Genomic DNA, 26,927 nt, shown 5'->3' with positions numbered 1-26,927 from the left:
TAAAGGAGGTAAAAATGCCCCAGAAAGTGTCAAGATTAAAGATAATCAGAAAACACGTTAAAGAATTAAAGCGTGAATTTCCGGACTTCTGTAAAAGGCTTGCCAACCATACCCGTGGTGAAGAAATTGAAGTGCCCCACGAGATCACGCAAAGAATCCAGGCAAACATGGCAAAAAAAGATTGGAGCGAGACGAGGATTACATAGCAGAATCTTATGCCAAAGATTTACTTCTAAAAAGCGACCAACTCAAAAGGCCCTCACAACCGAGGGTCTTTTAAATTTATAATTTTTTAGACAAACCACCTTATTTATTCAAGCTTTTCAATTGCCCCTGATCAAAAATTAAAATCTGCAAATTATTTTCAGCTAAAGCTTTCTCATAGTCCCCTTTTAAAATCAAACGGATTGTATCAGCCGTGTAATTGGCATAATTATAATGCCAGTTTTCAAAAATATAAGTTTCTGTTTCCCTGCGGTCAAAGCCAGTTACCCAATACCTGCCATCTATTGTTTTGGCCAAATAACCACCAGTTGGATAATCTGCCCATTTTAAAATCTGCTGATCCCAATTTTGCCGGGTTAACCGCAGATAAGCATTTAAAACTTCACCTGTAAATTTATAATCTGGATAATACAAGTTGATCGCTAATTTAATCCCATTTCTTAAAACCGGCACTCCCTCAAAATTATCAGGCAAACCCACAAAAAGCAGCTTTTGATTTTGCTTAGTTAAATCAACTGCTTGTTTAAAATCATTTAAAACGGCTTTTTGCGAAATCAAACTAGCTTGGTGCCAATTCTCATTCTTAGTTATTAAAAAGGCAGAGAAATAAAGGAGTAAACTGCCGAGAATTATCATTTTTAAAAACCTGTCTTTTTTAATCTGGACAATTAACAAACTTAGCAAGATGCAAAATACAACCGAAGGCAGATAATTATATCTCTCCCCTTCATCAGTCAGATTATTAAAATTCAAAAGCAAAACCGGCAGAATTAAAACAAAATACGCGTCAAATAAAAAAAGGACTTTAAATTTATCAGCCAAAGGCTGATAATTCCTAAGCGCATACCAAGCCAGAGTTAAAATTAAAATCAGCAAGAAAACAAAGAATAATTTATTGGCGCAAAAATAATCTATTAAAACCACCCGCATTTTGCCATAGAAGAATAAATCAGTTACCAAGGAAGCAAACATTTTAAAAATTAAGCCTAAGTGTATTTTTATTTTTTCCTGGGCATAGTAGCCGAAAAACAAGCCGATTGAGGCATAACGCGCAATAAAATACAGAGTTAAAATCAGCCAATATCCCAATGGCTTTAAAATGATATTTCGCCAGGAGAATTTATTTTTGTTAATCGCCTCATAAAGTTCCCAAACCAAAATTAAAAGCGGCAAAGTCATGGCGATTTCTTTTGTTAATAATGCCAAAATAAAACCAGTCGCAGAAATTAACAAAAAATAAAACTTGGCTTTTTTCCTAAATAAAATATAAAAATAAAATGCCAGCAAATAAAAAAAGGCAGCCATTGGATCTGAGACTGCTGCAATCCAAATTACTGCCTCGCTATGATTGGGCAAAATGCTAAAAAAAAGTGCTGATAAAATTGCCAAACGTTTTTTCTCGGGAAATTCTGAAAATAAAACTAAAACCAACAAATAAACTAAAAAACACACACCAATCTGAAAAATTAAATTTGTCAGGTGGTATGATAATGGGTTTAAACCTCCGATTTGATAATTGAGCCAAAAAACCAAATTAACCAAGGGCCGATAGCTGCCGCCAGCTCCCCTGTTCCCGTAATAATTAGTACCAAAATAATCAGTTAAAGAGTGCTCTGTATTTTTGGAAATAGTCAGCCAGTCAAAATCATCAGACACAAAAAAATCATTTAAATTAAAAGCAAAAAAGGCTAAATTTAAGAGGATTAACCCTAATAATACGAATAAATGGAATTTATATTGTTTTTGAGCTTGCATGCAAATTATTTAGAATTAGCAGCTTAATTTATTATATCAGATTATTGACAAAAATTAATTATTTTGCTACTTTTTAATCAGCTCTACAAATGAATATTTAAGAAAAAATCCAAAAAAAAGGAGGAAGGAAAAAATGTCTCATTCTGCAACGATCTACACGCTCATAGCTGCCCTGCTCAAATCAGAAGACTTGCTCGGCAAAGGAAGAGAATGGCTGGCCCAAAACCCCGACCAAGAGAAATTGATTCGGAAATTTCTGGAACATAGTAAGGAAATCACAAAGATCAAGGAAATTGAGAGCATCGCCTCTTTGGATGCAAAAATGATCAACGAATTCCTGAAAAAACGCGGTTTTTCCATCCGGTTGCCTGAATTTAAAACGCAAGAATTCGGCGTAGCCGCTGTTCTGGACTTAATGGTTGAATGGATTCTTAAAGGTAAAAGGATCCAGATCCAGGGACAAAATGGGGCAAAATACCCTGGTATTCACCTGCAAGAAGAAGTGAGCTTTTTCAACGCTTATGACCGGGCAGAGCCGATTGCCAAAATAAGCACGGCTTCAGATGATGCTGTTTATCTGACCATGGCCAATGATGTCCCGACTGGTTTGGAGCTAATTGGCTATGCCTCAAAGCTAATCTCACAACTTCGGTATAATCCTGGCTACGAAGGCCTCCAATTTCCGATGGTTGACTTTACCAATCAGCCTGACCTTTCCTGGTTAATCGGCATGTCCACCACTGACAGTAACGGCAACCCTGCTGTTATATCCCAAGCTCTGCAGGAAACAAAACTGCGCCTGAATGAAAACGGCGCCAGGGTTCAGGATGCAGCAGCCATGACATTGATACGTGCCTGCGTAACAATTCCGAAAAAAAAGCTTATCATCAATCGGCCGTTCCTATGTATCTTCACACAAACCGGACTCAAGCTTCCGCTGGCAGTTTTCCATCTGGAGCCAGACTGCTGGAAAGATCCCGGCGGACTGGAATAGAACTCTTCATTAGCTTCAAAATTAAAGGGCAGAGTCATCTCTGCCTTTTTTAATTTAAAAAAGTCGCACTTAGTCTCAAGAAGCTGATTTAATCCAGAAATTTAAATTTTTAATTTTAGATTTTGGTATTATTTTGCCTTCGCCAGCCATAGTCCCGCCACGCAGGACAAAGGTTTGTTATTTGAGCTTTGTTCTTTGGCTTTTTATTATTATACCGGTTGCTGCTGACTCACCCGCCAAATAGCCGCTTGACCAGCAAATTTGCAGATTAAAACCGCCGGTCGGGCCAGCCAGATCCAGAATCTCACCACAAATAAATAAATTACTTATTATTTCAGAACGCATTGTCCTGGGATCAATTTCAGTTAAAACCGCTCCGCCGCTGGTAATCATGGCGCGCTCAAAACCAGCCAGAGCTTTTATTTTAAGTTTAAAATTTTTCAATAATTTTACCAGGGCTAATCTTTCCTGACGGCTGATAAGGCTGGATTTTTTGGCTGGATCTATTTGGCTCAGTTTAAATAAAACCGGCTTAAATTTTGGCGCGACCAAGCCATCAAGACAATTTTTAATCTGCTTAGTTCCGCAGGCCAAAGCTTGCTGTAATTTTTTGTCCAAAAAAGATGATTCCAGCTGCGGTAAAAAATCAACCTCCACATATAAATCCTTGATTGCTTCGGGAGCAATCAAACGGCTCAAATCTAAAGCCGCCGGACCGCTTAAACCACTTGAGGTAAAAATAATATCGCCGCTTGTGCTGGCAATCTTTTTTGCCCCAAAATAAAGATTTAGCTTCGCTCCAATAATACTTAAGCCTTCCAGGTCTTTAATAAAAGCAGCTTCAACTAAAAGCGGCGCTAGGCAAGGCTGAGGAGAAATTATGGTATGGTGCAATTGCACAAGCCATTTATAGCCATCGCCGCTGGAACCGGTTTGCGGATATGATTTACCGCCGGTCGCCAGAATAAAATTATTAGCCAGGATTTCCCGGCCACTAGCCAAAACGATTTTAACAATTTTATTATTTTGGCTGACAATTTTTTTAACTTGGCTTTTAGCGCTGATTACCACCTGATATTTCTGCAATTCTTTTAAAAAAACAGCTAACACATCAGCGGCTTTATTACTAACCGGAAAAACCCTGTTGTTATTCTCCACTTTTGTCAATAAACCGCGACTGTGAAAAAAATCCAAAGTTTCTGTAACGCCAAATTTATATAAAGCAGCCAGTAGAAATTTACCATTTTTGCCAAGGCGTGCCGCAAAAACCCGCGGATCTGTGATATTATTGGTCAAATTTGAACGGCCGCCGCCGGTTAAAAGAAGCTTAACTCCGAGCCCAGGATTTTTTTCCACTAAAATAACCTTAGCGCCAAGCTCGGCTGCTCGCGCCGCGGCCATTAATCCGGCTGGACCCCCGCCAATAATTGAGACATCATATTTCATAAGTTTTTTATTTGGCAAATTTGGCAATTTTGTACCAACCGACTAAAATCGGCAGAATAAAAGTTAAGCTATAATACACATAAACATCCAGCTTATAATAACCATCTGTTGGGTTAAGCAGTTTAACTAAAAAAATATAATCTAAAACAATCGCCAAAATTGTCCAGATGCAAGCGACTTTCAAATAATCCTGCAAATTATTGCTTTTAATAAATTTGTAAGCGACAAACAGAGTGATAACAATACCAAACGGCATTATATACCAGCCGATTAAATTAGCCGGAGCCATGGCAAAAAAAATAAAGCCTAAAATATAGCCAATTAACCATAAAGCCACGCCCCAAATTAAAGAGTCTCTTAAAAATTGTTTGGTCATAAAGTTATTTTAGATGAGTTAGGCTATATTGACAACGTGCATAACCTTTGATATACTTTAATCATAGAAGTAAATCCTCCTGCATTGGGATACCGTAAGGCGTCCCGCTAAAGCCGGGGGTTTTCTTATTTATGGAAAAAGCAAGTTTTCTTCAATAATTTTATTCTTTATAATTTCATAATATTCGTATTCACCCTGCTCATATTTCCTGAATATTGCCCAAGATATAAAATCAACGGCCTGAAGGCATTTTTCCGTGTGCGAAGGTTTGATTTTTATATCAAAATCATTATTCCCTCTTTTAACTAAATTACTCCTCAAATAGTCCTCGAAATTTTTCTTTAAAAATTTATTTGTTTCTCTCTGGTCAATAAAAATATTGATTCTTTCATTTGTTTTAATTAAATTCCTGTTATGCAGTCTCTCCAATAAAATATTGGCAGTATAATTGTAAAGAAAACTTTTTTGATTTATTAGGTCCGTGTAGACTTTCTTTTTATTTAAAATAATACATAATACTTTTAAATCGTCTGCGTCTGAAAGCAATTTTAATATCCTCTTTTTAGTTGTTGCATCAGAATGATAAGCATGAAGTTCTTTGATTTTCTTATACTTCTTTTTTAATCCCTTATGTACTTTCTTGACGCATTTCTCAATTTTTCTATGCTTATTGGTTAAAACAATGGTTAAAATAAACCATTGGCTAGAACGGCTACTAAACCCTAAATCACCGCTTTCGTCTAAAAATATATAGGCCATATTTAAAAATATTTTAGTCCGGCTTCGGCTTTAGACGAGATGAAATTCTTTATTTGTTATCCCTTAATTTTTCCAAAAATTTCATCACATCCAAACCCGGATAAACGCTGATTCTTTTGAGCTCAAATAAATTGTCGGGATTTTGCCAGGCGTCTTGATCAAAGGTCAGACCAGCTTCATAGCCGGCTTTTTGAGCCAGATCTTCAATCTGTTGATTATACAAACCAAAAGGATAACAAATAATATTTATTTCCTTGCCCAACAAATCTTCCAGAGATTTTTTACTGTTTATTAATTCTTTAAGAGCTTCGGTTGAGGTAATTTTTGTTAATTTCTGATGATAAACTGTGTGCGAACCAATTTCCACCAGGCCGCTTTTATCCAGTTCAATAATCTGCTCTGGCGTAAGCCAGCTTTTGCCTTTAACCCCGGTCATAATATAGATATTGGATATAATTTTTAATTTTTGCAAAATCGGCCAGGCCTGAGTGTAAAAATCCTCATTGCCGTCATCAAAGGTAATGGCTATGATTTTTTCATCGGGAATTTTCAGATCTTTTAGGCCATTAACAATTTCACTGGTAAATACCGGCCTGTAATCAGCGGCAATCAGCTTATTTAAAATGTCTTCAAATTTTGCTGGTTCAATGTAAAAACTTTTATCAACCGCGCTTAAATTAGCAGGTGCTTTGTCAATGTGGTGAAAATTTAGAATCGGAAGAAAAACTTTTTCATTGGCAGCAATGGGCAGCAAGGCCAAACTATCAGTTGCCGCTGACTGGCCATTTTTAGCAATCTTTTCTTCAGCCGGATTTGAACGAAATTTGCTAATAACAATATCAGCAATCACAACCAGCGCAATTATCAAAATAACGATTGCAATATCCAAAATAATCTTACGACTTTTGCCGTTCATATTAAGAAGTTAAAATATCTTCAACTTGTTTTTTAATATCATTTGCAGATAAATATGGATTTTTAGCTACAGCAACCAGCTTCTCAAAATTACGTTTTAAGTCCGAGGCTTCAAATTTCTGGCCTAAAAATTCTTCCAGCTGAGGGACGTATTCATCGGTAATAGCGGTATAAACTGCCGGCCATTTTGGATTATAATTCGTTTGCTTGGCTAATTCGGAAACAGCTTTATCAATAGAACGCCTGATTGCGCCAAATTTGCTCTTTGAGCTGTTGAGCGTAATTTTGCCTAAATCATTTCTGATGGAATTTAATTCTTTGCGTTGATCCTTTAGAATGCCTAAATTTTTCTGGCGCTTTTCCAGATTAATTCCGGCTGTCAAGTAATTTTTATCGCGCAGCTGCTCCTGTAAAATAATGTCATAAAATTCCATTTCCTCCTTCAATTCCTGCTCCATTTGTTCGGGTGTCAACTCTTTAGCTTTTGGTTTTTCTTTTTTCGGGCCTGTTCTAAAAGCCTTAACTTCGGCCAGCATCTTTTCCAAAGCCTCTTTTCTGCCTTTAAAGCCGCTTATAAATTCCGCAGGTAAAAATTGGATCAATTCCGGCTTGGCTGATTCAGCTTCCAGCTCAATGGCTTTTTTTAGGCTCTGTTCAAAATCATAATCGCCACTCACTACAAGATCAATTTTTTCTATGAGCTTGCGCCATTGGGAATTATAAAATGGAACAGAGGAATGTTCAGCTTGCATTTTTTGATATTGGCCGAGAATATCCTGCCACTCAGCGGCGTATTTTCCCTTCAATTTATTGTCATTTTCTTTGACCTCAATTGCATGTTTTAATCTCTTTAATAAAACAGTCGTACTTTCAATGCTTTTTTCTGAATTTCTCATAGTATCATTAAGCAGCTCTTGCTCCAAGTACTTTGCCTCTTGTCCTAAATCAGAAGTCTCTTTCATTTCCATTTTTTCTAATTTTTCATTAATATCCCTAACCAAATCAAAACTTGATTTGTATTTGGTGGCCAGTTCTTTGCTCTTTTTGATCCTCCCCAGGTTAAAGCCAAATTCCTGCCATTGAGCCAAAGCCCGGCTTTGCGCGCTTTGTGCTTGTTCTTCAGTCTGAAAATATGTTACTTTCAAATTTTGCTTGGGCTGTAATAAATCCAAGCCTGCCAAAACTACTGCAGGATAGGCATAATGCTCATTTCCCTGCTGATCCATGGCATAGACTTTTGGTTTGAAGCCTAATTGCTCAACTTCAGGCAGGCTGTCCTCATTATTTATAAAAATATTTTTTCCCTTATTATTTTCATTGTCCCATTTTTTCCATTTTTCATGGAGCAAATCTTCTTCAACTTTATATTTCAGAGAGTCCAGACTAAAAAATATTGCCGGGCTATCTTCACTTGAAGCAAATCTGACGGAAACTTTCTGGTCTTTTGTACCCAGCTCGGGCAAAGAAAATTCTTTTATCCCAAAAATATTACCAGGCGGCACGATAACTTTGGCAGTTAATTCTTCTGATCCGAATATTTCAAAAAAATAATGCACCTGGCATTCAACCGAATCCAATTTTATCTGCCTGGGAAAATGTTTAATAATTTCTTCTGCCTCAGGACCGTTTGTGGGCAATTCAATTTCACCCGCAATAATTTCCGGCTTATCTTTAAGGCTTAAAAATTTAATTTGCGACACGCCTCCTGTTCTGGGGTCAAAAAGTAACCTAGGCGGCTTCCTGTCCGCAAATAATTCCGGCCTGGCTTCATAAAGCGCTTTAATATTCAAGGGATGGATATTGGCAGCATAATTTTTTTCAGAGCGTTCATTGTACGTAATAGAGCCCAAGCTAAAATCCAAACCAGAACTTGAAAAGGCTGCAGACCCGGGCGAAATAAAAATCCTGTCCAATTCTTTATTCCCCAGGCTGGCAAAAGTCGGCGGCCTGAAACTGACTTGATGCATTAGCCTGTCTGGAAACCCTGACAATAAAACTTTGGAAAGGCTATTTTCATCAAGATCCAATGTTTTTACTGACTCGTCAAAAAGTCTTGGCTTGGTTTTTAAAATATTCTCTAGGTTTGGTTCGTTTTGTCCCAAATATTTAAGATATTTTTTTACATCAAAGGCAATGCGTTTTAAAGCTTTGGCTGAAATTCTGTAATCATCGCACCAACTTATAAAATCTTCATAAATTGCCTGGCCTTCTTGAGATTTATCCCAGTGGTGTGCTTCAAGCAAGCCTTTTTCCAAAGCCTCTTTAAAAACATTTAACGAACGGAAATAATCAGAACCGCCACTGTTAAATTTTGCACGCATTTCCTGATAATGCACATTGGCCATTTTACGGCTGCCATATTTTTTCTCATCCTCCTGGCTGGGCAAAGTGAATAATGAACGCTCTCTGTCAAAAGCCGCCATGATTAAAGTCTCGTTCAAACAACCTAATTTCCTGGCTTCAATTATCATCCTGGCCATTCTGGGTTCAAAAGACAGAGATAATTCCATCATTTCTTTGCCAATAGCGCTTATTTTCCCCTGCTCGTCAAAAACTCCCAAAATCTGCAGCTCATCTTCAGCCGCTTTAAGCTTATCTTTGGCTGGTGGATCTATAAAAGGAAATTCTTCAGGACTAATACCCATTGATTTAAGCACCAGCACAAAATGCGCCAGGTTTTCTTTATGAATCGCGGCTTTTGGATGCTCTGCCAATTGATCATAGTCATCTTCACTTAAAACCGAAAAATATTCACCTGGCTCAAGCCGTCCGGCTCTGCCGGCTCTTTGGGCGACTTGGTCCTTGGAAATATATTCAGTCACAAAATCGTTTATGCCCAAATTTGGATTATAACTTACAGACCTTTGCCGGCCAGAATCAATGACAAATTTTATGCCGGGCACAGTCACAGATGTTTCGGCTATATTAGTGCTTAAAATTATGCGGCGAGGGCCTTTTTTGCCATTTTTACCCATAATCACATTATCTCTTTCAGCCGGACTAAGCGTGCTGTGCAATTTTAACACTTCAACCTCTGGCAATTTGCTCAAGTCATCGGCCATTTCATTAATTTCATAAAGACCCGGCAAAAAAACCAGGATATCCCCGCTTTCACCCGATGAACATATCTTTTTTGCTATGTTATTTATCTCAAAAAAATAATCAGTATCTTTTTCATAATTAACCTGCTCAGAATAATGACGGTTGACCGGGAAAGAACGGCCACTGACATTTAAATATTCATGGCTATCAATCTGAAAAAAATTCAGTATCTGCTCCTTATTGATAGTTGCACTAGTCAGCATGATTTGTGGCGCATGATGCGCCTGTTGTAATAATTTCAGCAAGCCAATAGCCAAATGATACTCGCTGCTGGCTTCGTGCATTTCATCAATTAAAACAGCGCCCACTTTATCTTTGGTCAATTCTCCGTTGGCCAGATATTGGTTAAAAATACCGGGCGTCACCACCCTGATTTTTGTCTGGTCATTAAACTTTTTTTCTTCAGAAGTAGAAAAACCGACTTCCCCGCCCAAGTTTGAATCAGTCAAGGCGGCTATGGCTCTGGCCACATTGCGGCAGGCATCGCGCCTTGGCTGCATGACCACAACTTTCTCTGGCAGATTCAAAATTTTTAAAGCTTCCAGAATTGCCAAGGGTGAATAAACGGATTTGCCCGAGCCTGTTTCACCTTGCAGCAAAAAAGCCTTGTCCAATTTAAAGGCATTACTCAAGCGGTTAACCAATTCCCCAAATTTCTCCTTGATTGGCAAAGGCTGAGATTCAATAATTTGCTTTAGTCTCTCCTGATATTTATTGGCATATGCTTCCAAATCTTCATCTTTAGTCAAATCAACTCCGCCATTAATAGTAGCTATTTTTTCAGCCAGATTTTCAGCTTCTTCTTCAATTAAAAGTTCCGAAGAAATTTTTATCATATTTGAAATTTTATATTTTCGTAATAAACATTCTCGGCTCTATTTATAAACCATTTAAAAGCAAAAAGCGCAGGCCCAAGCGGACAAGTGTTTTTTAAGATCACTGACTTTTTGGCCGGCTCAATCGCATAAAGTTGGCGCAAAAATGCCTTAAGAGGATTTTGCTTGATCTTGGCCTGCTCCCATGTTTTGGCCAGATCAAGGCTGATTTCTGTTTGTTTATCTTTAGCTCTTTGTTTTTTTAAAGTTTTAATTTCTTTGTCTGTCCAGATTAATGGTTTTAAAATAAAGTGCGGATGAATAATTTCCTCTGGTTCAAAATCAGAATAAACAATCAAACCTGGTTTTTTTTCAGCCGGCTGCCAGACAATCTCCCAAAAAACGACTCTGGCCATCCAATAAATAGCCATGGCTAATTCCAAAGACCCGTTTCCCTGTAAAATAATGGCGTCATTGGCACACTTTGCCAATAAATCTTGGGCTAATTTAAATAATATTTCTGGCTTATTCGTAATTTCTCGCGGTAATTTCTTGGGCAGTTGAATTACCGAATAAGCAATTAAATCAGGCAATTTTTGTTTTAGCATAAATTTGGTTTATTGCTTATATTTTATCATTTTTGCAAACTTTAGCCAAATGGCAAATAAAAAAAGCTGCGTCACGAATGACGCAGTTTTGCGGGAAATTTTGCTGTGGTTATAAGCCGGCTTTTTTAGCATTGGCTAGGAATTCCTTAATGGTTTGGGGATTCCAGGCCATAAAACCGCCCACATCTTCCCAGGCCATATAACCCAAAATTACCAATGCCCAGGTTAGGGGTTCTCTGGGATTTTCATATATCATAAAGCCAGCTACTACTATAATTCCGACCTCTGCTAACATCACAAAAATCTGAAGCAGATACCTCATTGGCAGCACCTCCTTGTACTGTTTTATATCATAACAAAAATCATTTGGCAAGATATTTTAAATCTTGTTTAAAATAAAAAGAAAATAATTCAAAACTACTGCAAAAGAAACCCACAGAATATATGGGATTAATAAATATGATGCAATTTTGGAAATTTTATAAAAATAAACAATGGTCAGTAAAATAAAAATCCACAGTACAAAAATTTCAATTAAGCCTGCTAAGGGACTTTGCAAATAGAAAAAACAAAAAGACCAGCCAATATTCAAAACCAGCTGAATACAAAAAAATATGATCGCCTTATTTTTCCCCTCTTTTTCCTTGCTCTTATTCCAAACTAAATATAAGGCAATGCCCATTAAAACAAAAAGCATTGTCCAGACAGGCCCGAAAATCCAATTAGGCGGATTAAAGGCCGGCTTTTGCAAAGTCGCATACCAGGTACTGATGCCCGGCATGGTAAAAATCGCGCCAATCCCCCCAGCCGCCTGGCAGATTAGAAATGAAAAAATTAATCTAAACCAATTAATTTTGGCCATATTATTTTACTTAAATTAAGATTAATTAATTTTTATTTTTCAAATCTTTGCTGCAAACCTTTTATAAAATAATCTTCCATTTCTTGGGGCATTTCAAACCCATTCTTTTTTCTATACTCAGCCTTAAACTTTTCCAATTCTTCAGCAATAAAATTTGGCCGACGTTTTTGGCGGTAGAGTTTATTCATCTTAGACATCAGGGCGTCAATTTCTTCATTAGAAAAACCTTCCTTTTGTAGTGTCTTAATCCAAGCAAGCACGTCTTCATCTGCCACGCTTGCTTTCTCAATTTTTCCAACTGGCTTTAATTCAAATTTATACGGCATATTATTTTACTTTAGCAAATAGATAAGCATCGTAAATTTTATTATTGCTTTTAACGTGTTTCTTTAAATAGCCTTCTAACTTAAATCCATTATTTTCCAGGACGATTTTTGAACCTTTATTTTGGGCAAAGACATAGGCATAAATCCTGATCAGCTTAAACTTTTTAAAACCCTGGGCAACAAATAAGCTCACGGCTTTGCTCATAATGCCTTTGCCCCAGTGTTTTTCTGCCAGCCAATAACCCAGCTCTGCTTTATGACCGATTTTAATGCGATGCAAGCCTATGCTTCCGCAAATCTCACCATTTATTTCAATCCCGCAAGCATAAGTAGCAGGCTCCTTTACTTTATATTGAGTAATTACTTTATTTAAATATGTTTTTGCATCTTTAATCCCATAAGGATATGGCACTGTTGAAAGATATTGCGACACTTTTTTATTATTAATATTTTTGACAATATCTTTAGCATCAGACATTTTAAACGGCCTAATTGTAAATTGTTTTGTTTTAATTACCATATTTTTAACAAACCAGATGTTTATGTTTTAAATAATATTTCTGGTGATATTCTTCAGCTGGCCAAAATTCTTTGGCTGGGACAACTTCAGTTACAATTTTTTTATATGTGCCAGCGTGTTCCAAATCTGCAATAGCTTTAGTTGCCAATATTTTTTGTTCTTCATTATGATAAAAAATCACTGACCTGTAATTTGTGCCCACATTTAGGCCCTGGCGGTTTAAAGTCGTGGGATTATGCATTTTCCAAAAAGCATTAAGCAGATCCTGATATGATATTTCTGTGGGATCATATTTAATCTGAATTGTTTCAGCCTGGCCTGTTTTGCCTGAAGAAACATCTTCATAGGTCGGGTTTTTAAAATCTCCGCCTTCATAACCAACGGTTGTTTCTTTTACGCCCTTTAGTTTATCAAAATCAGCCTGTACTCCCCAAAAGCAACCTGCGGCAAAATCTGCTTTTTCTAATTGTTTTTCCTTCATATTGTTATATTTATTTGTTATTATTTTAACATTTAGCTGGTGGTTTTACAAATAAAAAAGGCCCTTTGAGTGGGCCTTAAATCAAAATAACCTGCTTATGGCGGGGTCACGAAGATGCCTTCGGGAAACCTGTCTTTTTCCCAAAATTCCACGCCTCTGCAGTCGTGCACTTGGATCAATTCCGCGCCATAACTTATGGCAAAGCCCAGGGGCCTGTTTAAAGCCAAACTTCCGGGAATTTCGCGATGAGGAAAGTGTAAAACCAATCTTTCTTGCATTTGACGGCCCTTCCCAAAGGCCCAAACACCGATATCAACTGGCCCGGCTTTAATGAACAGGGCTGGCTCTGTGCTAGTATCATCCTTTCCCGGTAGTTTCCACCAGAAATAGAGGATGGTAAAGCACTCTTCTTTATCCTGGCGATAGCACATAAAGCCAATCACTTTCTTTTTTTCAGGATCAAGAAGCTGGCTCACTTGGTAGTCCTTGCCTTTGTAAGACCAGGCTGGGGCTGCCATGCCGCAATTACTGGAAATTTTTTCAAAGATCTTCCATGGTATTTCCTTAACGTCCATTTTAAACCTCCTTCTTTAAATTACTCACAGCTTAACAAAAATGTTAAATTTGTCAAATAAAAAAGCGGCCTAGAAACGCTTTGTGTTGGGGATGCATCTCCATTGTAATTAAGGCATTCTATAATTTTTAATGCCATAAAATGGTGATGCTGTCCGCCAACTTAAGCTAAGACGCTGTTGATTGAAATCTTCTCATAGATATTTAATTTTGTCAAGAATAAAAAACGCCCCGCGCACGGGACGATTTTTTCTAAACTAAATATTTGTGTGTAAATTCGGTCAGATTTTAAGTCTAAATACTGATAGGGTGCAAATAGCAGTAACATCAGGCGTATTTTAAAAAATCGGATTTGGTAAGGATAAATATTTTAAAAAGGGATATCTTCTAACTTTACTTCGTCACAATCACAATATTCATTTTCACAATCCCCTGGTATCTCGGCATTTTCTTTAATAAAATTATCCTGAATCTGTTTAATACCTTTCTTTGACATACATAGATATTCTTTTAAAAAATTTTGGGACATTTCCATCAAATCTTTATCAATTCTTAAAATATTTTCATCAATTTTCAAAGCCATATCATTCAAACCTTTAAGGATTATTCCTGATAAAGATTTTACTCTAGATAATGCAACATATCCCATGCCGTAAGCGAAAGATTTGCTTAAATCAATTTCAGCTACATCCAAACTCATACCTTGACTTTTGTGAATTGTTATTGCCCATGCCAATCGAAGAGGTATTTGGCTTATTTGGGCGAGTACATTATAATTTTCTTCAATTTTCCATGTTTCGGGATAAGCAATAATCCTATCGCCCTTAAAAGTTTTAATGATAGGACAGCCGGTATCATCGTCAAAGTTAATTACTTTACCTAAGGTTCCATTTACATAACCATTGGAAAAATTATTCCTTACAAACATGACCATAGCCCCTTTTTTCAATATTAATTTTTCTGGAGCCAGGCAGGAGCCCTTCAGGGTTTCAATTATTTTCTGATTCTTGCCTTCACTATGCATCTCAAATTCTTTCGGTTCCTGGGAAATCTTATTCAGCTCCATATCATTAATTCGATCTACATCGATATTGTGCGAATATAATTTTGTTATTTGTAAATCAGTTTTGATTTCAGCGTTTATTCTACTTTTAAGTAATTTTAAGGCTTCTTGATCGACCTGATTGGCTCTTACATTTTTTAAAATTTTAATAAATTGATGGTCATCTTGCCGGTATTGTTCAGATAAATAACAAACTTTTAAGTCCATTTCACTCCAGATATCTGATTCTGTAATAAATTTTCCAAGATCATTCCCCTTGCTAACTGGAGGTAACTGAAAAAAATCACCGCATAGTATAACCTGCATACCGCCGAATGGAATATCATTATCTCTTAAATTTTTACAGATATTGTTAACCAAGTCCAGTTGTGATGCATGAAGCATTGAAATTTCATCAATAATCAATACCTTGGTATTGGTAATATTACTATAGATATAGTCTTTATCAGCTAATTCGCTAATCTGGCTCTTATTCATTTTCATGTTTATACCCATACCACACCACGAATGAACAGTACGTCCATTCATATGAGTAGCTGCAATACCAGTAGAAGCCGTAACGGCCACGGGAATATTATTTCCCCTTAAATATTCAATGTACTTATTTAATAAATAAGTTTTGCCGCTGCCGGCCGCTCCGGTTAAGTAAACATTATACCCCATCTTTAAAATTTCTAGAGCATCTTTTTGTTTCATAATAAAAGAATTTCTTATGTATCTAACCTTGCTTTCAAAAGATACTAATTCTCTATAATATCCTCTCTATTATTTAATTGGATTATAACGGGTTGTTTTAATTTTAACCCTTTGCCAATAGCAATAGCGTGTCTCTCCTCAAGAGTTGCCAGAGTATCGGCATAATCCTTGCCAATATAATTTTCCAAAAATCCCTTTCCTGTGTCATCGAAAACTCGTAAAGCAAAAATTGTGTTGCATTGGTTGAGGATGCTTTTACTTACATTCGCAGTTCTTTGAGTGACAACCATGCTTCCCAAGCCATATTTTCTACCTTGCAATATAACTTTAGCTGTTCCATTTGTAGCACTTTTATCACCTTCGCTTGCGACTGAGTTCCATTCAGGAACAAGGGAATGAGCTTCCTCAAAAACTAAAAGACATCTAGCACTTTGGGATTTTCCCCTCCCTTTTGAATATTCTAAAATTACTTCTGCTATAATTCTGGTTTTCTCAACCAAAGTAAGATCTACCATTGGTGCTTGATCCTGCCAGTCATTTGGGCCAGGACCAATTTTTTTTGCTTTTACATCATTTGTTTGCTTACTAACATCGTAGACCTCAGGATTTATAATCAATAGCTTATTTGCTCCGTCAAAAAATGTTTTAATCAACTCAGTTATTTTTTGTCTAAACTGGGCATGATTACCGCCTTTGTAAATGTCTTTATTTATTGCTTCATAATTAGGATTTAATACCAGTTGGATCTCTACGTCAGGTAGTATCTGGGGTTCACATCCATAAGCAACAAGCTCATCAAAATATTCGTTTGTTATATCAAGACAAATAACCTTACTTTCTGTATTTGCAATTATTTTCTTAATAATCTCAAAGGTGAGGCAGGACTTACCTATTCCTAAAATTCCTAAAATCGCAGTATTGTGAGTAACAATAGCATTTGGATCTTTAAGTGGAATTTCTAAATCCGTATCAGGAAGACGACCAATAGAATTCTGTGCAATTTCTTTTACTCTCGTTTCCGAAACACTACCAGAAAATGCATAGAAAAGTGGGGAGAAATTCGAAGGCATCCATTTACTTACATCTAAATCCTTAGTGTCTTTTTTGTATTTGCCTAATTTTCTAGCGATGCCGATTATGAAACCATGTCGATCAAAATTCTCAAGCTGTTCTTCCTTTGCATTGCCATTTATAACTTGATAAAGCGTTTCTTGTCCGTAAATTAAAGTTTTTAGAATCACCCCTTCACTAATTTTCTGCTCGAGCTTGTTTGTTTCTCTGATAATTGAAAAATTTAGTGTATTTATGTTTGAACCGCTGGAAACATACCCAATAAATTGCTCTTTATTTTTGTATAGAGGGTTACTTCCAATTTTTGTTTTCAGAGATTCATCTGTAATTGTAGAGATGTCTAAAAGATATACGAGATTTTCTTTTGTAAAAATTGATTTTGGCTCCGTTATCAATTTCTTATCTTTTAAATTTATTTCTAGAATGTCGCCATTTTCGTCTTGCAAAAGATATATACTTAACCATCTTTTGTTTAAGAGATACTGTATATCTACAACCATACCTATTGAGCCAACATTGATAGATGTTTCCAAGGCAACTAAATCGCCATATTTTATCGCACATGGTTTATGCTTTAAATAATCTATTTCCACCTTATAAAGAAGCGGATTTTCACAGCCAATAGCCTGGCCTAATTCCTCCCCAGGTTTGTTTTTAATTAAATTGATAAATCTTGAAAAGTTTTCAACAATTAAACTGATAACATCAAAAAAAGTTAAGCAAATCCAAAAAGCTACGATACTAATGAATGGGATTATTTTATTTTGTTGTGCGAAATATGAATAACTTGCAGATAAATATATAATAGAAAAAATTACTTTTGAGGTTCCGAATGTTTCAACAATCCAATAAGTCACCTTTGAAAATTTTAACCAGAATATATTCTTTGAGTCTTTTAGGAAAATGGTTAATATGCTCAGAATCAAGATGCTAACAGCATAGTAAAATATAAAAGAATATCCCAATAGATCTTGCTTTGCAGATAGCCCAAACAATGCTATAAGAATAGCCGTTGAATTAGCTATTGCGTCGGAAGGCTTAGTGAAATATGGTTCAACGATATAAGTCCCAAGTATTATCATAAACGCTCCAGCATAAAACCAAATACTAGAGTCATAACTACTGTCCCAAGCTAATTGCTTTAAGTTTCCACCAAGTAGATAAAAAATTAAAGACAGTATGGCTAGATATATAATTGCCACAATTATTCTTTGCTTCTGATTTAAGTTTATTTTCATAAAAATTTTCCCTAGATAATCTTCATATCTTTCTCACTCAAACCATATAGTTTACTTACCATCTTATCAATCTCATAATCCACTGCCTCAATCCTGGTCTTGTTTTTCTCGCGGGATTCAGGAGTTTTGTTTAATAACATTACTTCAATTTTATTCTTTACATGCTCCCAAGTCAAGCAAAAATTTAATCAATTTTTAATCTAAAAATGCCCCGTAATGCTGAGCGGGGCGCTTAATAACCATTATTTTATTTATCCTCAACTAATTTAATCCCTCATCCCAATTTATACAACTTATTTTAGTAAAAGTTTTCTTATTTTCTCAAGATAAAATGGCTGATCTTTTTTTAGCTGATGTTCCCAGACTCTCACAACCGTCCAATTGTTTTTTCTTAAAACGCTGTTCACGATTTTACCCCTTTTTTTATTAGCCTTTATTTTTGCATTCCAGAATTTTTTGTTTGTTTTCGGGACATGATAATGGTAAGGACAACCATGCCAAAAACATCCGTCAATAAATATAACGACTTTGTCCTTTAAAAAGACAAAGTCCGGATTACCGAATATTTTCTTATTATGTCTTCTCCAGCCCGTTATCCCTTTATTTTTAAAATATTTAACTACTTTAATTTCAGTTGTTTTGTTTCCCTTGGCTTTAACTGCGGACATATTCCTGGATCTTTGTTCTTTTGTAATACGATCAGTCATAAACTAGTGATTAAACCTAATCTGCAGATTAAGTTTAATAAAATAATTTTCTCCTTCTTTGTATATTTCACCAAATCCGTGCCTGGTAGTACTTGGCGTATCCAGCCTCGTATTTTTAAATAAATAATTCTGAAATTCATCCTGGTTAAAAATATGATAACATACGATTTCACCGTTTTCTTTAACTATTATATAACCTCCATGAACCTGCAATAATCCGTCCCATTCAGTATTAGGCATCATTCCCAAGGCTATATTATGTAAAAAATTTTTTAACTTAATTTTATATCCCGTCTCATCAAGACTAAATCCCCTTAACTCATTAACGTTGGCTCCTAAATATTCAGTTAACTCAGTAAGTAAGGAACCGTGACCCATAAAATTTGCCAACAATAAATTGGATAAAATTTCAGGTAAAATCGTATCAATATTTCTTAAATTATGTTCAAAAATATCAGATGTTAAAGATGTGAAAGACAACTTTCCATGTCGCGTAATAATTGCCTGCAATCGATCTTTTATTTTTGACCTGGTTTTAATATTATTAATTGCTTTAACATCAACATCGGAAATATTTTCAACCCGATAAACAAAATTAGTAGATCCAGACGCATTTAAAAGAGTTGCGGGAGAGCCTACCAGAGATTTAATGCTAAATCCTACTTCTGTATCCTGTTCATACCTAAAATCATGTATTAACAATTTTATATCTGATTTTCTTCCGCTATTGGCCTTTATCTGAGTACATTTTAATTTTTCCATCAACTCTGCTCCCAAAGGGATGGAGAATGTCCTTTTATCTGAATTTTTTATGACTGAAAACAATTTCTTTGCCTTTTTATCAAGATCAGTAACATGAACCAACATAATATTATTAGAAGAGTCCGTAATTTTTATATTATCTGTATCTGCCTTGATATCAAATTCTATTTTACCTGCTGCAGCCTCTTCCCTGATTATTTTATAAACGGGATAAAAGACCTGCTCAAGAACGTTCAGGTCTTCATCGGCGGCGTGTAAATATTTATCCGCTAAAATTTTAATAAAAGCGTAAAATTCGCTCCATTCCCCCTTATTACCTTTAATCGGCATAATATTTATTTAATGTCTTTATAATCTCTTGTGCAACAGCGCTTATTGCAGGTACGACAACGGCATTTCCCAGTTGTTTCATTGCTTGTGCATCAGAAACGGGAAAAACAAAATTGTAAGGCAACCCCATCATTTTTTTACCTTCTTTAACTCCTAATCTTACAATTTTACTGTTTACCTTATAAGAATCCCAATTTCGCCTATCGGTTATAGCAGATCCCCGACCGCCTACTCTTAAAGTATAACCGACATTTTTTTCACATGGCGCACCGAAGATATCAGACATTGTTTTTGTTAGTTTCTTCGGCTCAGGAAAATTAAAGGGGATTTTTTTATTTCTAAAACCGACCATAAACAAACGCGGCCTGTGTTGAGGAACATTAAAATCTGTGCCCTTAACAATTTTATAATAAAAAGAATAACCCAAATCTTTTTCAATTACGTTTTTTATTGCAGAAAATGTTTTTCCGTCATCATGTTTAAAAAGATGCCTTACATTTTCAAGAAAAAATGCCTTGGGTTTCTTATTCCTGATTAATTCCGCTATATGAAAAAAAAGGCTTCCTCTATTATCTTCAAAACCTCTTTTGAATCCTGCCTGACTGAAAGGCTGACACGGAAATCCGCCGCAAATTATATCAAAGTCGGGGATATTTTTTGGTTTCACCTTAGTAATATCACCTGCGAAATTTCCTGATTTAAAAAGTTCGGGCTGAATTTTAGCGAAATTACGTTCATAAGTTTGCCTTGCATATTTATCCCACTCACTTGCAAAAACACATTCTGCTCCTGAATTATGGAAAGCAAAATGAAAACCGCCTATACCAGCGAATAGGTCTATAAATGTAAATTTTTTATTTTTTTTAGCCATTATAAGATAAGCTTTATAGGCTCCAAATTGAACCTAACGGAGTATATATTGTACTTATATTTTATAGTTTTTTACTTCGAAAGTAAAGCTGGTTTCAATATCCTGCTCACTTTTTTGCCAGCCGTTAACAACTTTAAAATTAGCCGCCAGCTTAGCCAGCGCTTTTCTTCAATTTATCATTGGCCAGCTCAACATCAGTTTTATTTTGCATAATGCGTTTTTTGTCCATATTTTAGAACTTAAAATTTTATTTATTTAATCTCATTTTACGCCCAAAAACTCGCTAAGTCAATTGAAAATTTAATGAATTCTTAATATGAAAAAACGCCAACTACCATTGACTTTCCCTAATTTTTACCCTATAATATCAATAATAGAACCTTGTTCTTTTTTTATTTTTGTTGAATAAATATTACTAATTACACAAAGTTTAAACATTTGAATTTTGAATTTAAAAATTGTTTGATTATTGATTATTGATCATTTGTCATTAATCACCATTGGGGAGTCGCCAAGTGGTAAGGCAGCGGCCTTTGGAGCCGCCATTCAGGGGTTCGAATCCCTTCTCCCCAGCAATAAAAAATAAATACAATGTACTCATATTTAGGCGTCGTCTTCGCCCTAATCGCACTATTTGGCTGGGGCTTTGGCGACTTTTTCACGCAAAAACTAACACGGAAAATCGGCGGCTGGCAAACACTCTTTTTTATCGGCACAGCCGGCGCTATTTTGTTTCTGCCTTTTGTAATCAATGACCAGGCCAAATTGGCTGTAGACAATTGGAGCTTACTGGCTATTTTAGGCGCTCTAGTTATAATCAATGCGCCTTTAGGCCTGGAAGCTCTGAGGCGGGGCAAAATCAGCGTAGTTGAACCTGTCTTTGGCCTGGAACTGCCGCTGACTGTAATTTTCAGCATCATTCTCGCCAGAGAAAGATTAATGAACTATGAGGCAGTTTTAATTATCTTAATTTTTTTAGGAATTCTGCTTGTTGTTACTGCTAATCTGAAAGGATGGCGCACTAAAATATTTTTTGAAGCAGGAGTCTTATTGGCCGGGCTTAATGTTGCTGGTTTGGCCTTAAATAATGTATTAATAGGCCTCTCCAGCCAGCAGATCTCGCCCATAACTACAGTCTGGTTCATGCATGTCGTGATAGCAGCAGCTTCAGCCCTAGTTATCATCTTTCAGGGAAATTTCCGTACCGTGGCCGTTAATTTTAAAAAAAATCTCTGGCTTATTTGCAGCCTTGGCCTTATTAATAATATCGCCTGGCTAGCTTATGCCTATGCCACTATTTATGTTAAAATTTCCATTGCCGCTACGATCTCGGAAAGCTATATCATTTTGGCAACACTGCTTGGTATTTTTATTAATCGTGAAAAATTGAAACCGCATCAAATTATCGGCATCATTGTGGCAATCTTAGGCGTCTTAATCTTATCAGCTTTAACTTCTAAATAATATAAATCTAAATTTATGAAAAAATTCATCATCGCTCAATTTATCATTCTTTTAGGCGGCACGATTTTTGCCTGGACAAACTTCACTATTGAATTAATTGACTATTTAAACCAGCGCGCCTGCTCAACTGGCTGCGCTATTGGCGTGGTTAATCCCGTTTACACTCCCTGCTTTTACGGCGCGATTTTCTTCACCCTGGCTTTTGTCCTAAGCGCCATTATGCTAAAAAAGAGTAGGGTCTTGACACTAAATTAGCGCTGTGTTAATTTAATTAATATTAATGCTCTTGTAGTTTAATGGCAAAACAACGGCTAGGCACGCCTCCCAACTGGGAGATTGTTTGATCCCGGCTTAGCTAAGTGTACATAGGCTAAACAAAAGGAATTCAAACAATTGGAGATGGGGGTTCAATTCCCTTCAGGAGCATTTAAAAAAAACAAGGCGTCCTATTCATAGAACGCCTTTTTTATCTGCTATTTATCTGTATATGTTTTTAAAAAGTCGCTAAGTTTCTGCAGGCAGCCAGGGCAAATATACGTGTCTTTTTCTTCAAAAATCTTGCGCAATTCGCCCTCGGTTTCACCGCAGATAATGCATTTTTTTTCTTTCTCAGGGGCCATTCTTTCCTCCTTTTAGAATTTACTAGCTACTTGATTTTAAGATAGAGTATTATCACCAAAAAGTCAATAGTCCAAAAACAAAAAACCTGCTTGCGCAAGTATTTTTATTATTTTAAAATTTAGATTTTAAATTTATTTTCTCCGACTTCGGCTCGGCTAATTCACAAAACTATGTAAACAATTTTCCTGCGAAGCCGAGACGAGTTTTTTGATTTTGATTTTTGAATTTCACCTTAAACTTTCACATACCTATTAACCGCCCAATAGCTGCTGATCAGATTTAAAACAATGGCACCCAAAAGTTCTAAGCCAAAAATAAAAGCAAAATTTTGGTTAAAATAACTGACCAGATTAAAATCGCTCTCCAAAACCGTGGCTAAATATGGCTGGATAAAACCCAAAAGCGGATAAATTATAATGATTGTAATTAAAACAGCTAAGACGGAAAAAATTACTCCCTGCAATAAATAAGGCGCGCGCACAAACCAGTTGGTTGCGCCCACCAGCTTCATGGCCGCTATTTCCTCACGGTGAGTATAAATCGCCATTCTGATGGCATTAAAAATTATCAAAATAGAAATCAAAGTAAAGATGGCGGCAATGATAAAAACGCCATAATTAACCTTGCGGGTAATGCCAGAAATTCTGTCTATCACCAGCTTATGGTCATCAAAATCCTTGCTCTCAATCATATTGTTATATTGCGGATCTTTTAAACTGTCTAAAATCACGGGATAATCAGCCGTAGAATTGGCTTTAATCACCAGGCTGGCACCCAGAGGATTTTTTTCAATTTCAGCTAAAGATTCTATAATCTTAGGATTATCCTCATGTTTTATCTTAAAGTTCTCCAAAGCTTGAACCTGAGAAATATAAATGACTTCCTTGACCTGGCTTAAGCCCTGCAAATATTTTTGCACGTTCATCACCTGATCCTCAGAAACCGTAGGCTTAAAGTAAAGGCTGATATCAATTTTATTTTCAATTGAGGCGATGGCAGTTTTAGCTGTGATATTGAAAATAATCAGCATGTTTATGGAAAACAAAGCCAAGATTAAAATTGTCAGAGTCACAAAAGACAGCCAGAAATTCCTAAAAAAATCCTGGAAAGAAAACTTGATTACTCTAAATGTAGAAGTCAGCATCGTAAAATAATTATGTTTGGAATTTGTTATTTTATATTTGAATTTTATTTGAAATTTGGCATTTGTTATTTGTCATTTACAACACGTACTTCCCTTCTTCCTGATCACTAATCACCTGCCCTGCGTCCAGAAGCACCACTCTTTTTTTAATGCGATTTACCACGTCCTTATTGTGGGTCACCAGCATTACAGTGGTGCCGAATTCATTTATTTTTAAAAGCAAATCAATAATATCTTTGGTGTTCAAGCTGTCCAAATTGCCCGTGGGCTCATCTGCCAGCAAAATCTTGGGGCGATGCACCAAGGCGCGGGCAATAGCCGCACGCTGTATCTCTCCCCCGGATAGCTGGTGAGGATAACGGTCAGTCTTATCTTTTAAACCCACGATTTTTAAAACCTGAGGTATAATATTGCAGATTTTATTAGAGCTAATGCCGCATACCTCCAAGGCAAAAGCCACATTTTCAAACACAGTTTTTTTCGGCAATAATTTAAAATCCTGATAAACTACGCCGATTTGCCGCCTTAAGATAGGAATATCTTTCTGCCCAATGTCCGTAATATCCCAGCCGCCGACAATCACTCTGCCTTGCTCGGGCTTTTCCTGGGCAGTCAAAATTTTAATCAGCGTGCTTTTGCCTGCCCCGCTCTGGCCAACAATGGAAATAAATTCTTTGGGCATAATCTGCAGGCATATATCCTTTAAAGCCACTGACTTGGGATAATATATTTTACTGACTTTTTTAAAATTTATCATGTGTTAAAACACGGATTATTTATCCTGCCTTCGTTTAAACTTCCACCTGCGCTATTGCTTCGGTGGACAGGTCGGCGGGCAGGCACTAATTTAAATCTAAAATTTAATTATTTGCAGAGATAATTATTTGACTGCAGGTTCAACTTTAACTTTGCACAGTCCAGCTGATTTTTTGGCAATTTGTTTAAAAGCCACGACATCTAAATCAATGACCCGGGTAGGATGGACAGAACGATCCGGTCCCCAGTCATTTACTTTAACAATGACTGATTTGCCATTATCTATATTAGTAACTTTTAATTTTGTGCCTTTGGGATAATCGGGAGAAGCTGCGCAATTACAGCCTTTATATTTGTACCAGGAAGCAGTGCCTTCGGTCATAATGCTGATATCTTCTAAAATTGCAACTTTAGCATAAGGCAAAGAAAAATTAGAAACTATTTTGCTCTCCCCATTTTTAATAAGAGAAGGCAAGCCAACCCATTCTGCTTTCAATTCATCATAATAATAAAGATTTTTACGAAAATAATCGCTGCTGTCATATTTAATAGAAAACCAAAACGGCTCGTTAAATTTTACTCCAGGTTCGGTTTTTAAATTATACTCGTAAATTTTACTGGCCATTTGAAAACCCAAAGGCGGACTCATTTTACTGCCTGGAGTTAAAATCATTTCAGTCAAATCCAAAGTCGCTTTGTCAGAAAAAGTATTTTTATCAATTTGAAAAATGAATTTATTATCAAAAACTTTGAATTTTTTGCCGGCTTTTGCCTCAGCAGCGGTAATTTTATAAGCATCAGGATTTAGAACAATCACGTTTGCGCTATTTGAGCCATCAACCTGAACTTCGTTTTGTTCTGGCGCTAAATCACTAGCAGGTTGAACAACTGGCTGGACATTAGAATCAATAAACTGAATTTGTCTTAAATCAGGCTGATTGTCTGCTTCGTTACCGAAAGGATTTTCAACAGCAAAAACAGAATTGACCGGCAAGCCAATTACTGCTAAAATAAATAACAAAATAAAACAAAATCTGAAAGTTTGTAATTTGAGTTTTGAATTTTGGATTTTATTTGTCATTTGATATTTGTTATTTGTCATTTCGCCCTGCGGGATTAGTATAGTGGCAGTACATGACCTTCCCCCGCCTTCGCAATATTTTATGCGATGGTAGTACAGTGGTAGTACATCTGCTTCCCAAGCAGATAATGCGGGTCCGATTCCCGTCCATCGCTTACAACTTAATTGCTACGGCGGGCAGGCAATTGAGAATATACCTAATTCATGTCCGATTCTCCTATCCCGCTCAAATTCGCCAACGTAGCTCAGCTGGCAGAGCAGCAGTATCGTAAACTGCGGGTCGTGGGTTCGATCCCCACCGTTGGCTCAATTTATCTTCATTTAGCTAATGCCTAAGGCTTTATGGCCTAATGGCAGAATGGCTTTATGGCTTTATGGCCTAATGGCCAGGCTTCGGCCTAGGCCGAGCTTTATGGCAATAGCAAATCAATAAGCATAAATCTCAATCTTTGATTTTTGCTTTTCTGCCTGGATTAAATCATCCAGGATTTTTATTTTCACAATAATTTTTCTCACTGTTAAAACTCCTTTATCCTCATCTTTTTGCTCTAATTTTAAAATCGCATAGCTGTTTGGCAAAGTTAATACATCCGTGAACTCGCCCGCTGACATGGCAAAAAGCTGATCCTCTATATCTTTTGGCAGTTCTCCTCTTAAAAAATTCTCCTGGGAAGCATTATTGGTTGCCAGCGGATCTTCGCTATAAGTCTTGGCGGCTTCTTCAAAAGCTTCCCCATCCCTTAATTTGCTCAAAGCTTCCTGAATTTTATTTTTGGCCGCTCCATTGATATTTTCATCATCAATTACAGCCCCGCTTGTCTGATCATAATATAAATTAGGCACGATAAAAATTTTCTTATATTCTTCCAAGCTCAATCCATAATAATCTTGCAAAAACTTCTCCACTTCAGCCTGGCTGCCTTTATTTTGGATTATTTCCTGAGTTTTAGCCTCAATCTCTGCAGGGCTAACAGTGATATTGTAGCGCTTAGCAATTTGTTTAACTAAGATATTAACGACCAAACGATCTTCCAATACGATTTTTTTAAGTTGCTCAGGCGTAGGAATATTGCCAAAGCCTGCTTCTTTTTGCTTGGTGTAAAATTTAATCGCAGGTTTTAAATTCTGCAAAAATTCCGGATAAGTTATATAAGCGCCATTCACCTTGGCTGCCGGCAAAGGAATAATAGATAAAATCTGTTCAATAAATGGGCCCTGCCAAGCCAGCTTATAAATCCCCCAGCTTAAAACTCCAGCGGCTGCGATTAAAAGCACTGCCAGAATCAATATTCCGGCAATAAAAATATTTCTAAATTTTGAATTCCATTTTATTTTTCGAGCTTTGTCTAAAAATTTAAACTTCATA

General features: G+C 36.4%; 28 protein-coding genes and 4 tRNA genes. 8 read left to right on the top strand and 24 right to left on the bottom strand.

Annotated features, from left to right (window positions below; translation table 11 throughout):
• The first annotated feature begins 14 nt into the window (after positions 1-14).
• The gene (locus WC460_01265; protein ID MFA5187970.1) at positions 15-206 is read left to right on the top strand and encodes a hypothetical protein; all 192 of its coding nucleotides are present in this window, start codon (positions 15-17) and stop codon (positions 204-206) included.
• Positions 207-306: 100 nt separating this feature from the next.
• Here the strand turns inward: WC460_01265 and WC460_01260 are convergent, their stop codons facing one another.
• Positions 307-1,980 carry a hypothetical protein gene (locus tag WC460_01260; GenBank protein MFA5187969.1) on the bottom strand — a complete coding sequence of 558 codons (1,674 nt, stop codon included), beginning with the start codon at positions 1,978-1,980 and terminating at the stop codon, positions 307-309.
• 133 nt (positions 1,981-2,113) lie between these two features.
• On the opposite strand from WC460_01260, the gene WC460_01255 reads away from it, so the two are divergent.
• Positions 2,114-2,974, top strand: coding sequence for a hypothetical protein (locus WC460_01255; protein MFA5187968.1), 861 nt, complete (start codon positions 2,114-2,116; stop codon positions 2,972-2,974).
• A gap of 177 nt (positions 2,975-3,151) precedes the next feature.
• On the opposite strand, the gene WC460_01250 is transcribed toward WC460_01255, so the two are convergent.
• The 18 genes from WC460_01250 to WC460_01165 form a co-directional block, all read right to left on the bottom strand.
• Positions 3,152-4,420: an NAD(P)/FAD-dependent oxidoreductase gene (locus tag WC460_01250; protein ID MFA5187967.1), complete on the bottom strand. Its 1,269-nt coding sequence runs from the start codon at positions 4,418-4,420 to the stop codon at positions 3,152-3,154.
• Between the two features lie 7 nt (positions 4,421-4,427).
• A complete protein-coding gene (locus WC460_01245; protein MFA5187966.1) occupies positions 4,428-4,796 on the bottom strand; it encodes a hypothetical protein in 369 nt (122 codons plus the stop codon).
• A 129-nt stretch (positions 4,797-4,925) separates the two neighbouring features.
• Entirely contained in the window at positions 4,926-5,555 is a 630-nt protein-coding gene (locus WC460_01240) for a DUF3800 domain-containing protein (protein MFA5187965.1), read from the bottom strand.
• Between the two features lie 49 nt (positions 5,556-5,604).
• The gene (locus WC460_01235; protein MFA5187964.1) at positions 5,605-6,471 is read right to left on the bottom strand and encodes a polysaccharide deacetylase family protein; all 867 of its coding nucleotides are present in this window, start codon (positions 6,469-6,471) and stop codon (positions 5,605-5,607) included.
• Position 6,472: 1 nt separating this feature from the next.
• The gene (locus WC460_01230) at positions 6,473-10,408 is read right to left on the bottom strand and encodes a DEAD/DEAH box helicase (GenBank protein ID MFA5187963.1); all 3,936 of its coding nucleotides are present in this window, start codon (positions 10,406-10,408) and stop codon (positions 6,473-6,475) included.
• Complete coding sequence (locus WC460_01225; GenBank protein MFA5187962.1) at positions 10,405-10,995, bottom strand: hypothetical protein; 591 nt, start codon at positions 10,993-10,995, stop codon at positions 10,405-10,407. Before WC460_01225 ends, WC460_01230 begins: the two co-directional genes overlap by 4 nt.
• Before the next feature lie 109 nt (positions 10,996-11,104).
• On the bottom strand, positions 11,105-11,317 hold the full coding sequence (locus tag WC460_01220) for a hypothetical protein (GenBank protein ID MFA5187961.1): 213 nt from the start codon (positions 11,315-11,317) through the stop codon (positions 11,105-11,107).
• Between the two features lie 57 nt (positions 11,318-11,374).
• Positions 11,375-11,857: a TspO/MBR family protein gene (locus tag WC460_01215; GenBank protein MFA5187960.1), complete on the bottom strand. Its 483-nt coding sequence runs from the start codon at positions 11,855-11,857 to the stop codon at positions 11,375-11,377.
• Positions 11,858-11,889: 32 nt separating this feature from the next.
• Positions 11,890-12,183, bottom strand: coding sequence for a hypothetical protein (locus tag WC460_01210; protein MFA5187959.1), 294 nt, complete (start codon positions 12,181-12,183; stop codon positions 11,890-11,892).
• Position 12,184: 1 nt separating this feature from the next.
• Positions 12,185-12,703 carry a GNAT family protein gene (locus tag WC460_01205; GenBank protein MFA5187958.1) on the bottom strand — a complete coding sequence of 173 codons (519 nt, stop codon included), beginning with the start codon at positions 12,701-12,703 and terminating at the stop codon, positions 12,185-12,187.
• Between the two features lie 4 nt (positions 12,704-12,707).
• On the bottom strand, positions 12,708-13,184 hold the full coding sequence (gene msrA, locus WC460_01200; GenBank protein ID MFA5187957.1) for a peptide-methionine (S)-S-oxide reductase MsrA: 477 nt from the start codon (positions 13,182-13,184) through the stop codon (positions 12,708-12,710).
• Between the two features lie 95 nt (positions 13,185-13,279).
• Positions 13,280-13,759, bottom strand: a complete 480-nt coding sequence (locus WC460_01195) for a hypothetical protein (protein ID MFA5187956.1) — start codon at positions 13,757-13,759, stop codon at positions 13,280-13,282.
• Between the two features lie 368 nt (positions 13,760-14,127).
• Positions 14,128-15,516, bottom strand: coding sequence for a PIF1 family DEAD/DEAH box helicase (locus tag WC460_01190; protein ID MFA5187955.1), 1,389 nt, complete (start codon positions 15,514-15,516; stop codon positions 14,128-14,130).
• Between the two features lie 44 nt (positions 15,517-15,560).
• On the bottom strand, positions 15,561-17,825 hold the full coding sequence (locus WC460_01185; protein MFA5187954.1) for a DUF87 domain-containing protein: 2,265 nt from the start codon (positions 17,823-17,825) through the stop codon (positions 15,561-15,563).
• 11 nt (positions 17,826-17,836) lie between these two features.
• Positions 17,837-17,965: a hypothetical protein gene (locus WC460_01180; GenBank protein ID MFA5187953.1), complete on the bottom strand. Its 129-nt coding sequence runs from the start codon at positions 17,963-17,965 to the stop codon at positions 17,837-17,839.
• Between the two features lie 153 nt (positions 17,966-18,118).
• Complete coding sequence (locus WC460_01175; protein MFA5187952.1) at positions 18,119-18,532, bottom strand: very short patch repair endonuclease; 414 nt, start codon at positions 18,530-18,532, stop codon at positions 18,119-18,121.
• A gap of 3 nt (positions 18,533-18,535) precedes the next feature.
• Positions 18,536-19,624, bottom strand: coding sequence for an HpaII family restriction endonuclease (locus WC460_01170; protein MFA5187951.1), 1,089 nt, complete (start codon positions 19,622-19,624; stop codon positions 18,536-18,538).
• Positions 19,614-20,495, bottom strand: a complete 882-nt coding sequence (locus WC460_01165) for a DNA cytosine methyltransferase (GenBank protein ID MFA5187950.1) — start codon at positions 20,493-20,495, stop codon at positions 19,614-19,616. The genes WC460_01170 and WC460_01165 overlap by 11 nt, the downstream gene beginning before the upstream one ends.
• A gap of 501 nt (positions 20,496-20,996) precedes the next feature.
• Between WC460_01165 and WC460_01160 the strand changes: the two genes are divergently transcribed.
• The 4 genes from WC460_01160 (at position 20,997) to WC460_01145 (ending at position 22,385) form a co-directional block, all read left to right on the top strand.
• Positions 20,997-21,068, top strand: a tRNA-Gln gene (locus WC460_01160).
• Between the two features lie 18 nt (positions 21,069-21,086).
• Positions 21,087-21,959, top strand: coding sequence for an EamA family transporter (locus tag WC460_01155; GenBank protein MFA5187949.1), 873 nt, complete (start codon positions 21,087-21,089; stop codon positions 21,957-21,959).
• Positions 21,960-21,974: 15 nt separating this feature from the next.
• The gene (locus WC460_01150) at positions 21,975-22,214 is read left to right on the top strand and encodes a hypothetical protein (protein MFA5187948.1); all 240 of its coding nucleotides are present in this window, start codon (positions 21,975-21,977) and stop codon (positions 22,212-22,214) included.
• Positions 22,215-22,241: 27 nt separating this feature from the next.
• Positions 22,242-22,385, top strand: a tRNA-OTHER gene (locus WC460_01145).
• A gap of 47 nt (positions 22,386-22,432) precedes the next feature.
• Here the strand turns inward: WC460_01145 and WC460_01140 are convergent.
• The 4 genes from WC460_01140 to WC460_01125 form a co-directional block, all read right to left on the bottom strand.
• On the bottom strand, positions 22,433-22,579 hold the full coding sequence (locus WC460_01140; GenBank protein MFA5187947.1) for a DUF4428 domain-containing protein: 147 nt from the start codon (positions 22,577-22,579) through the stop codon (positions 22,433-22,435).
• Positions 22,580-22,812: 233 nt separating this feature from the next.
• Positions 22,813-23,724: a permease-like cell division protein FtsX gene (locus WC460_01135; protein MFA5187946.1), complete on the bottom strand. Its 912-nt coding sequence runs from the start codon at positions 23,722-23,724 to the stop codon at positions 22,813-22,815.
• A gap of 76 nt (positions 23,725-23,800) precedes the next feature.
• Positions 23,801-24,481: a cell division ATP-binding protein FtsE gene (ftsE, locus tag WC460_01130; protein MFA5187945.1), complete on the bottom strand. Its 681-nt coding sequence runs from the start codon at positions 24,479-24,481 to the stop codon at positions 23,801-23,803.
• Between the two features lie 123 nt (positions 24,482-24,604).
• Positions 24,605-25,561, bottom strand: coding sequence for a septal ring lytic transglycosylase RlpA family protein (locus WC460_01125; protein ID MFA5187944.1), 957 nt, complete (start codon positions 25,559-25,561; stop codon positions 24,605-24,607).
• An 84-nt stretch (positions 25,562-25,645) separates the two neighbouring features.
• Between WC460_01125 and WC460_01120 the strand changes: the two genes are divergently transcribed.
• Both WC460_01120 and WC460_01115 read left to right on the top strand, forming a co-directional pair.
• Positions 25,646-25,716, top strand: a tRNA-Gly gene (locus WC460_01120).
• 79 nt (positions 25,717-25,795) lie between these two features.
• Positions 25,796-25,868: transfer RNA gene (locus WC460_01115), tRNA-Thr, on the top strand.
• Positions 25,869-25,987: 119 nt separating this feature from the next.
• On the opposite strand, the gene WC460_01110 is transcribed toward WC460_01115, so the two are convergent.
• Complete coding sequence (locus WC460_01110; protein ID MFA5187943.1) at positions 25,988-26,926, bottom strand: peptidylprolyl isomerase; 939 nt, start codon at positions 26,924-26,926, stop codon at positions 25,988-25,990.
• Position 26,927: the final 1 nt, after the last annotated feature.

The organism is Patescibacteria group bacterium, from assembly GCA_041651155.1.
Taxonomy (GTDB): domain Bacteria; phylum Patescibacteriota; class Patescibacteriia; order CAIXNZ01; family CAIXNZ01; genus JAPLYF01.
The sequence above is the reverse complement of the archived record's forward strand: the minus strand, read 5'-3'. Positions and strand labels throughout refer to the sequence as shown.

Bases quoted from the DNA above. Each gene is read 5' to 3' on its own strand.
- WC460_01265 (MFA5187970.1), top strand. From the start codon at position 15: ATGCCCCAGAAAGTGTCAAGATTAAAGATAATCAGAAAACACGTTAAA.
- WC460_01260 (MFA5187969.1), bottom strand. From the start codon at position 1,980: ATGCAAGCTCAAAAACAATATAAATTCCATTTATTCGTATTATTAGGG.
- WC460_01255 (MFA5187968.1), top strand. From the start codon at position 2,114: ATGTCTCATTCTGCAACGATCTACACGCTCATAGCTGCCCTGCTCAAA.
- WC460_01250 (MFA5187967.1), bottom strand. From the start codon at position 4,420: ATGAAATATGATGTCTCAATTATTGGCGGGGGTCCAGCCGGATTAATG.
- WC460_01245 (MFA5187966.1), bottom strand. From the start codon at position 4,796: ATGACCAAACAATTTTTAAGAGACTCTTTAATTTGGGGCGTGGCTTTA.
- WC460_01240 (MFA5187965.1), bottom strand. From the start codon at position 5,555: ATGGCCTATATATTTTTAGACGAAAGCGGTGATTTAGGGTTTAGTAGC.
- WC460_01235 (MFA5187964.1), bottom strand. From the start codon at position 6,471: ATGAACGGCAAAAGTCGTAAGATTATTTTGGATATTGCAATCGTTATT.
- WC460_01230 (MFA5187963.1), bottom strand. From the start codon at position 10,408: ATGATAAAAATTTCTTCGGAACTTTTAATTGAAGAAGAAGCTGAAAAT.
- WC460_01225 (MFA5187962.1), bottom strand. From the start codon at position 10,995: ATGCTAAAACAAAAATTGCCTGATTTAATTGCTTATTCGGTAATTCAA.
- WC460_01220 (MFA5187961.1), bottom strand. From the start codon at position 11,317: ATGAGGTATCTGCTTCAGATTTTTGTGATGTTAGCAGAGGTCGGAATT.
- WC460_01215 (MFA5187960.1), bottom strand. From the start codon at position 11,857: ATGGCCAAAATTAATTGGTTTAGATTAATTTTTTCATTTCTAATCTGC.
- WC460_01210 (MFA5187959.1), bottom strand. From the start codon at position 12,183: ATGCCGTATAAATTTGAATTAAAGCCAGTTGGAAAAATTGAGAAAGCA.
- WC460_01205 (MFA5187958.1), bottom strand. From the start codon at position 12,703: ATGGTAATTAAAACAAAACAATTTACAATTAGGCCGTTTAAAATGTCT.
- msrA (MFA5187957.1), bottom strand. From the start codon at position 13,184: ATGAAGGAAAAACAATTAGAAAAAGCAGATTTTGCCGCAGGTTGCTTT.
- WC460_01195 (MFA5187956.1), bottom strand. From the start codon at position 13,759: ATGGACGTTAAGGAAATACCATGGAAGATCTTTGAAAAAATTTCCAGT.
- WC460_01190 (MFA5187955.1), bottom strand. From the start codon at position 15,516: ATGAAACAAAAAGATGCTCTAGAAATTTTAAAGATGGGGTATAATGTT.
- WC460_01185 (MFA5187954.1), bottom strand. From the start codon at position 17,825: ATGAAAATAAACTTAAATCAGAAGCAAAGAATAATTGTGGCAATTATA.
- WC460_01180 (MFA5187953.1), bottom strand. From the start codon at position 17,965: ATGTTATTAAACAAAACTCCTGAATCCCGCGAGAAAAACAAGACCAGG.
- WC460_01175 (MFA5187952.1), bottom strand. From the start codon at position 18,532: ATGACTGATCGTATTACAAAAGAACAAAGATCCAGGAATATGTCCGCA.
- WC460_01170 (MFA5187951.1), bottom strand. From the start codon at position 19,624: ATGCCGATTAAAGGTAATAAGGGGGAATGGAGCGAATTTTACGCTTTT.
- WC460_01165 (MFA5187950.1), bottom strand. From the start codon at position 20,495: ATGGCTAAAAAAAATAAAAAATTTACATTTATAGACCTATTCGCTGGT.
- WC460_01155 (MFA5187949.1), top strand. From the start codon at position 21,087: ATGTACTCATATTTAGGCGTCGTCTTCGCCCTAATCGCACTATTTGGC.
- WC460_01150 (MFA5187948.1), top strand. From the start codon at position 21,975: ATGAAAAAATTCATCATCGCTCAATTTATCATTCTTTTAGGCGGCACG.
- WC460_01140 (MFA5187947.1), bottom strand. From the start codon at position 22,579: ATGGCCCCTGAGAAAGAAAAAAAATGCATTATCTGCGGTGAAACCGAG.
- WC460_01135 (MFA5187946.1), bottom strand. From the start codon at position 23,724: ATGCTGACTTCTACATTTAGAGTAATCAAGTTTTCTTTCCAGGATTTT.
- ftsE (MFA5187945.1), bottom strand. From the start codon at position 24,481: ATGATAAATTTTAAAAAAGTCAGTAAAATATATTATCCCAAGTCAGTG.
- WC460_01125 (MFA5187944.1), bottom strand. From the start codon at position 25,561: ATGACAAATAAAATCCAAAATTCAAAACTCAAATTACAAACTTTCAGA.
- WC460_01110 (MFA5187943.1), bottom strand. From the start codon at position 26,926: ATGAAGTTTAAATTTTTAGACAAAGCTCGAAAAATAAAATGGAATTCA.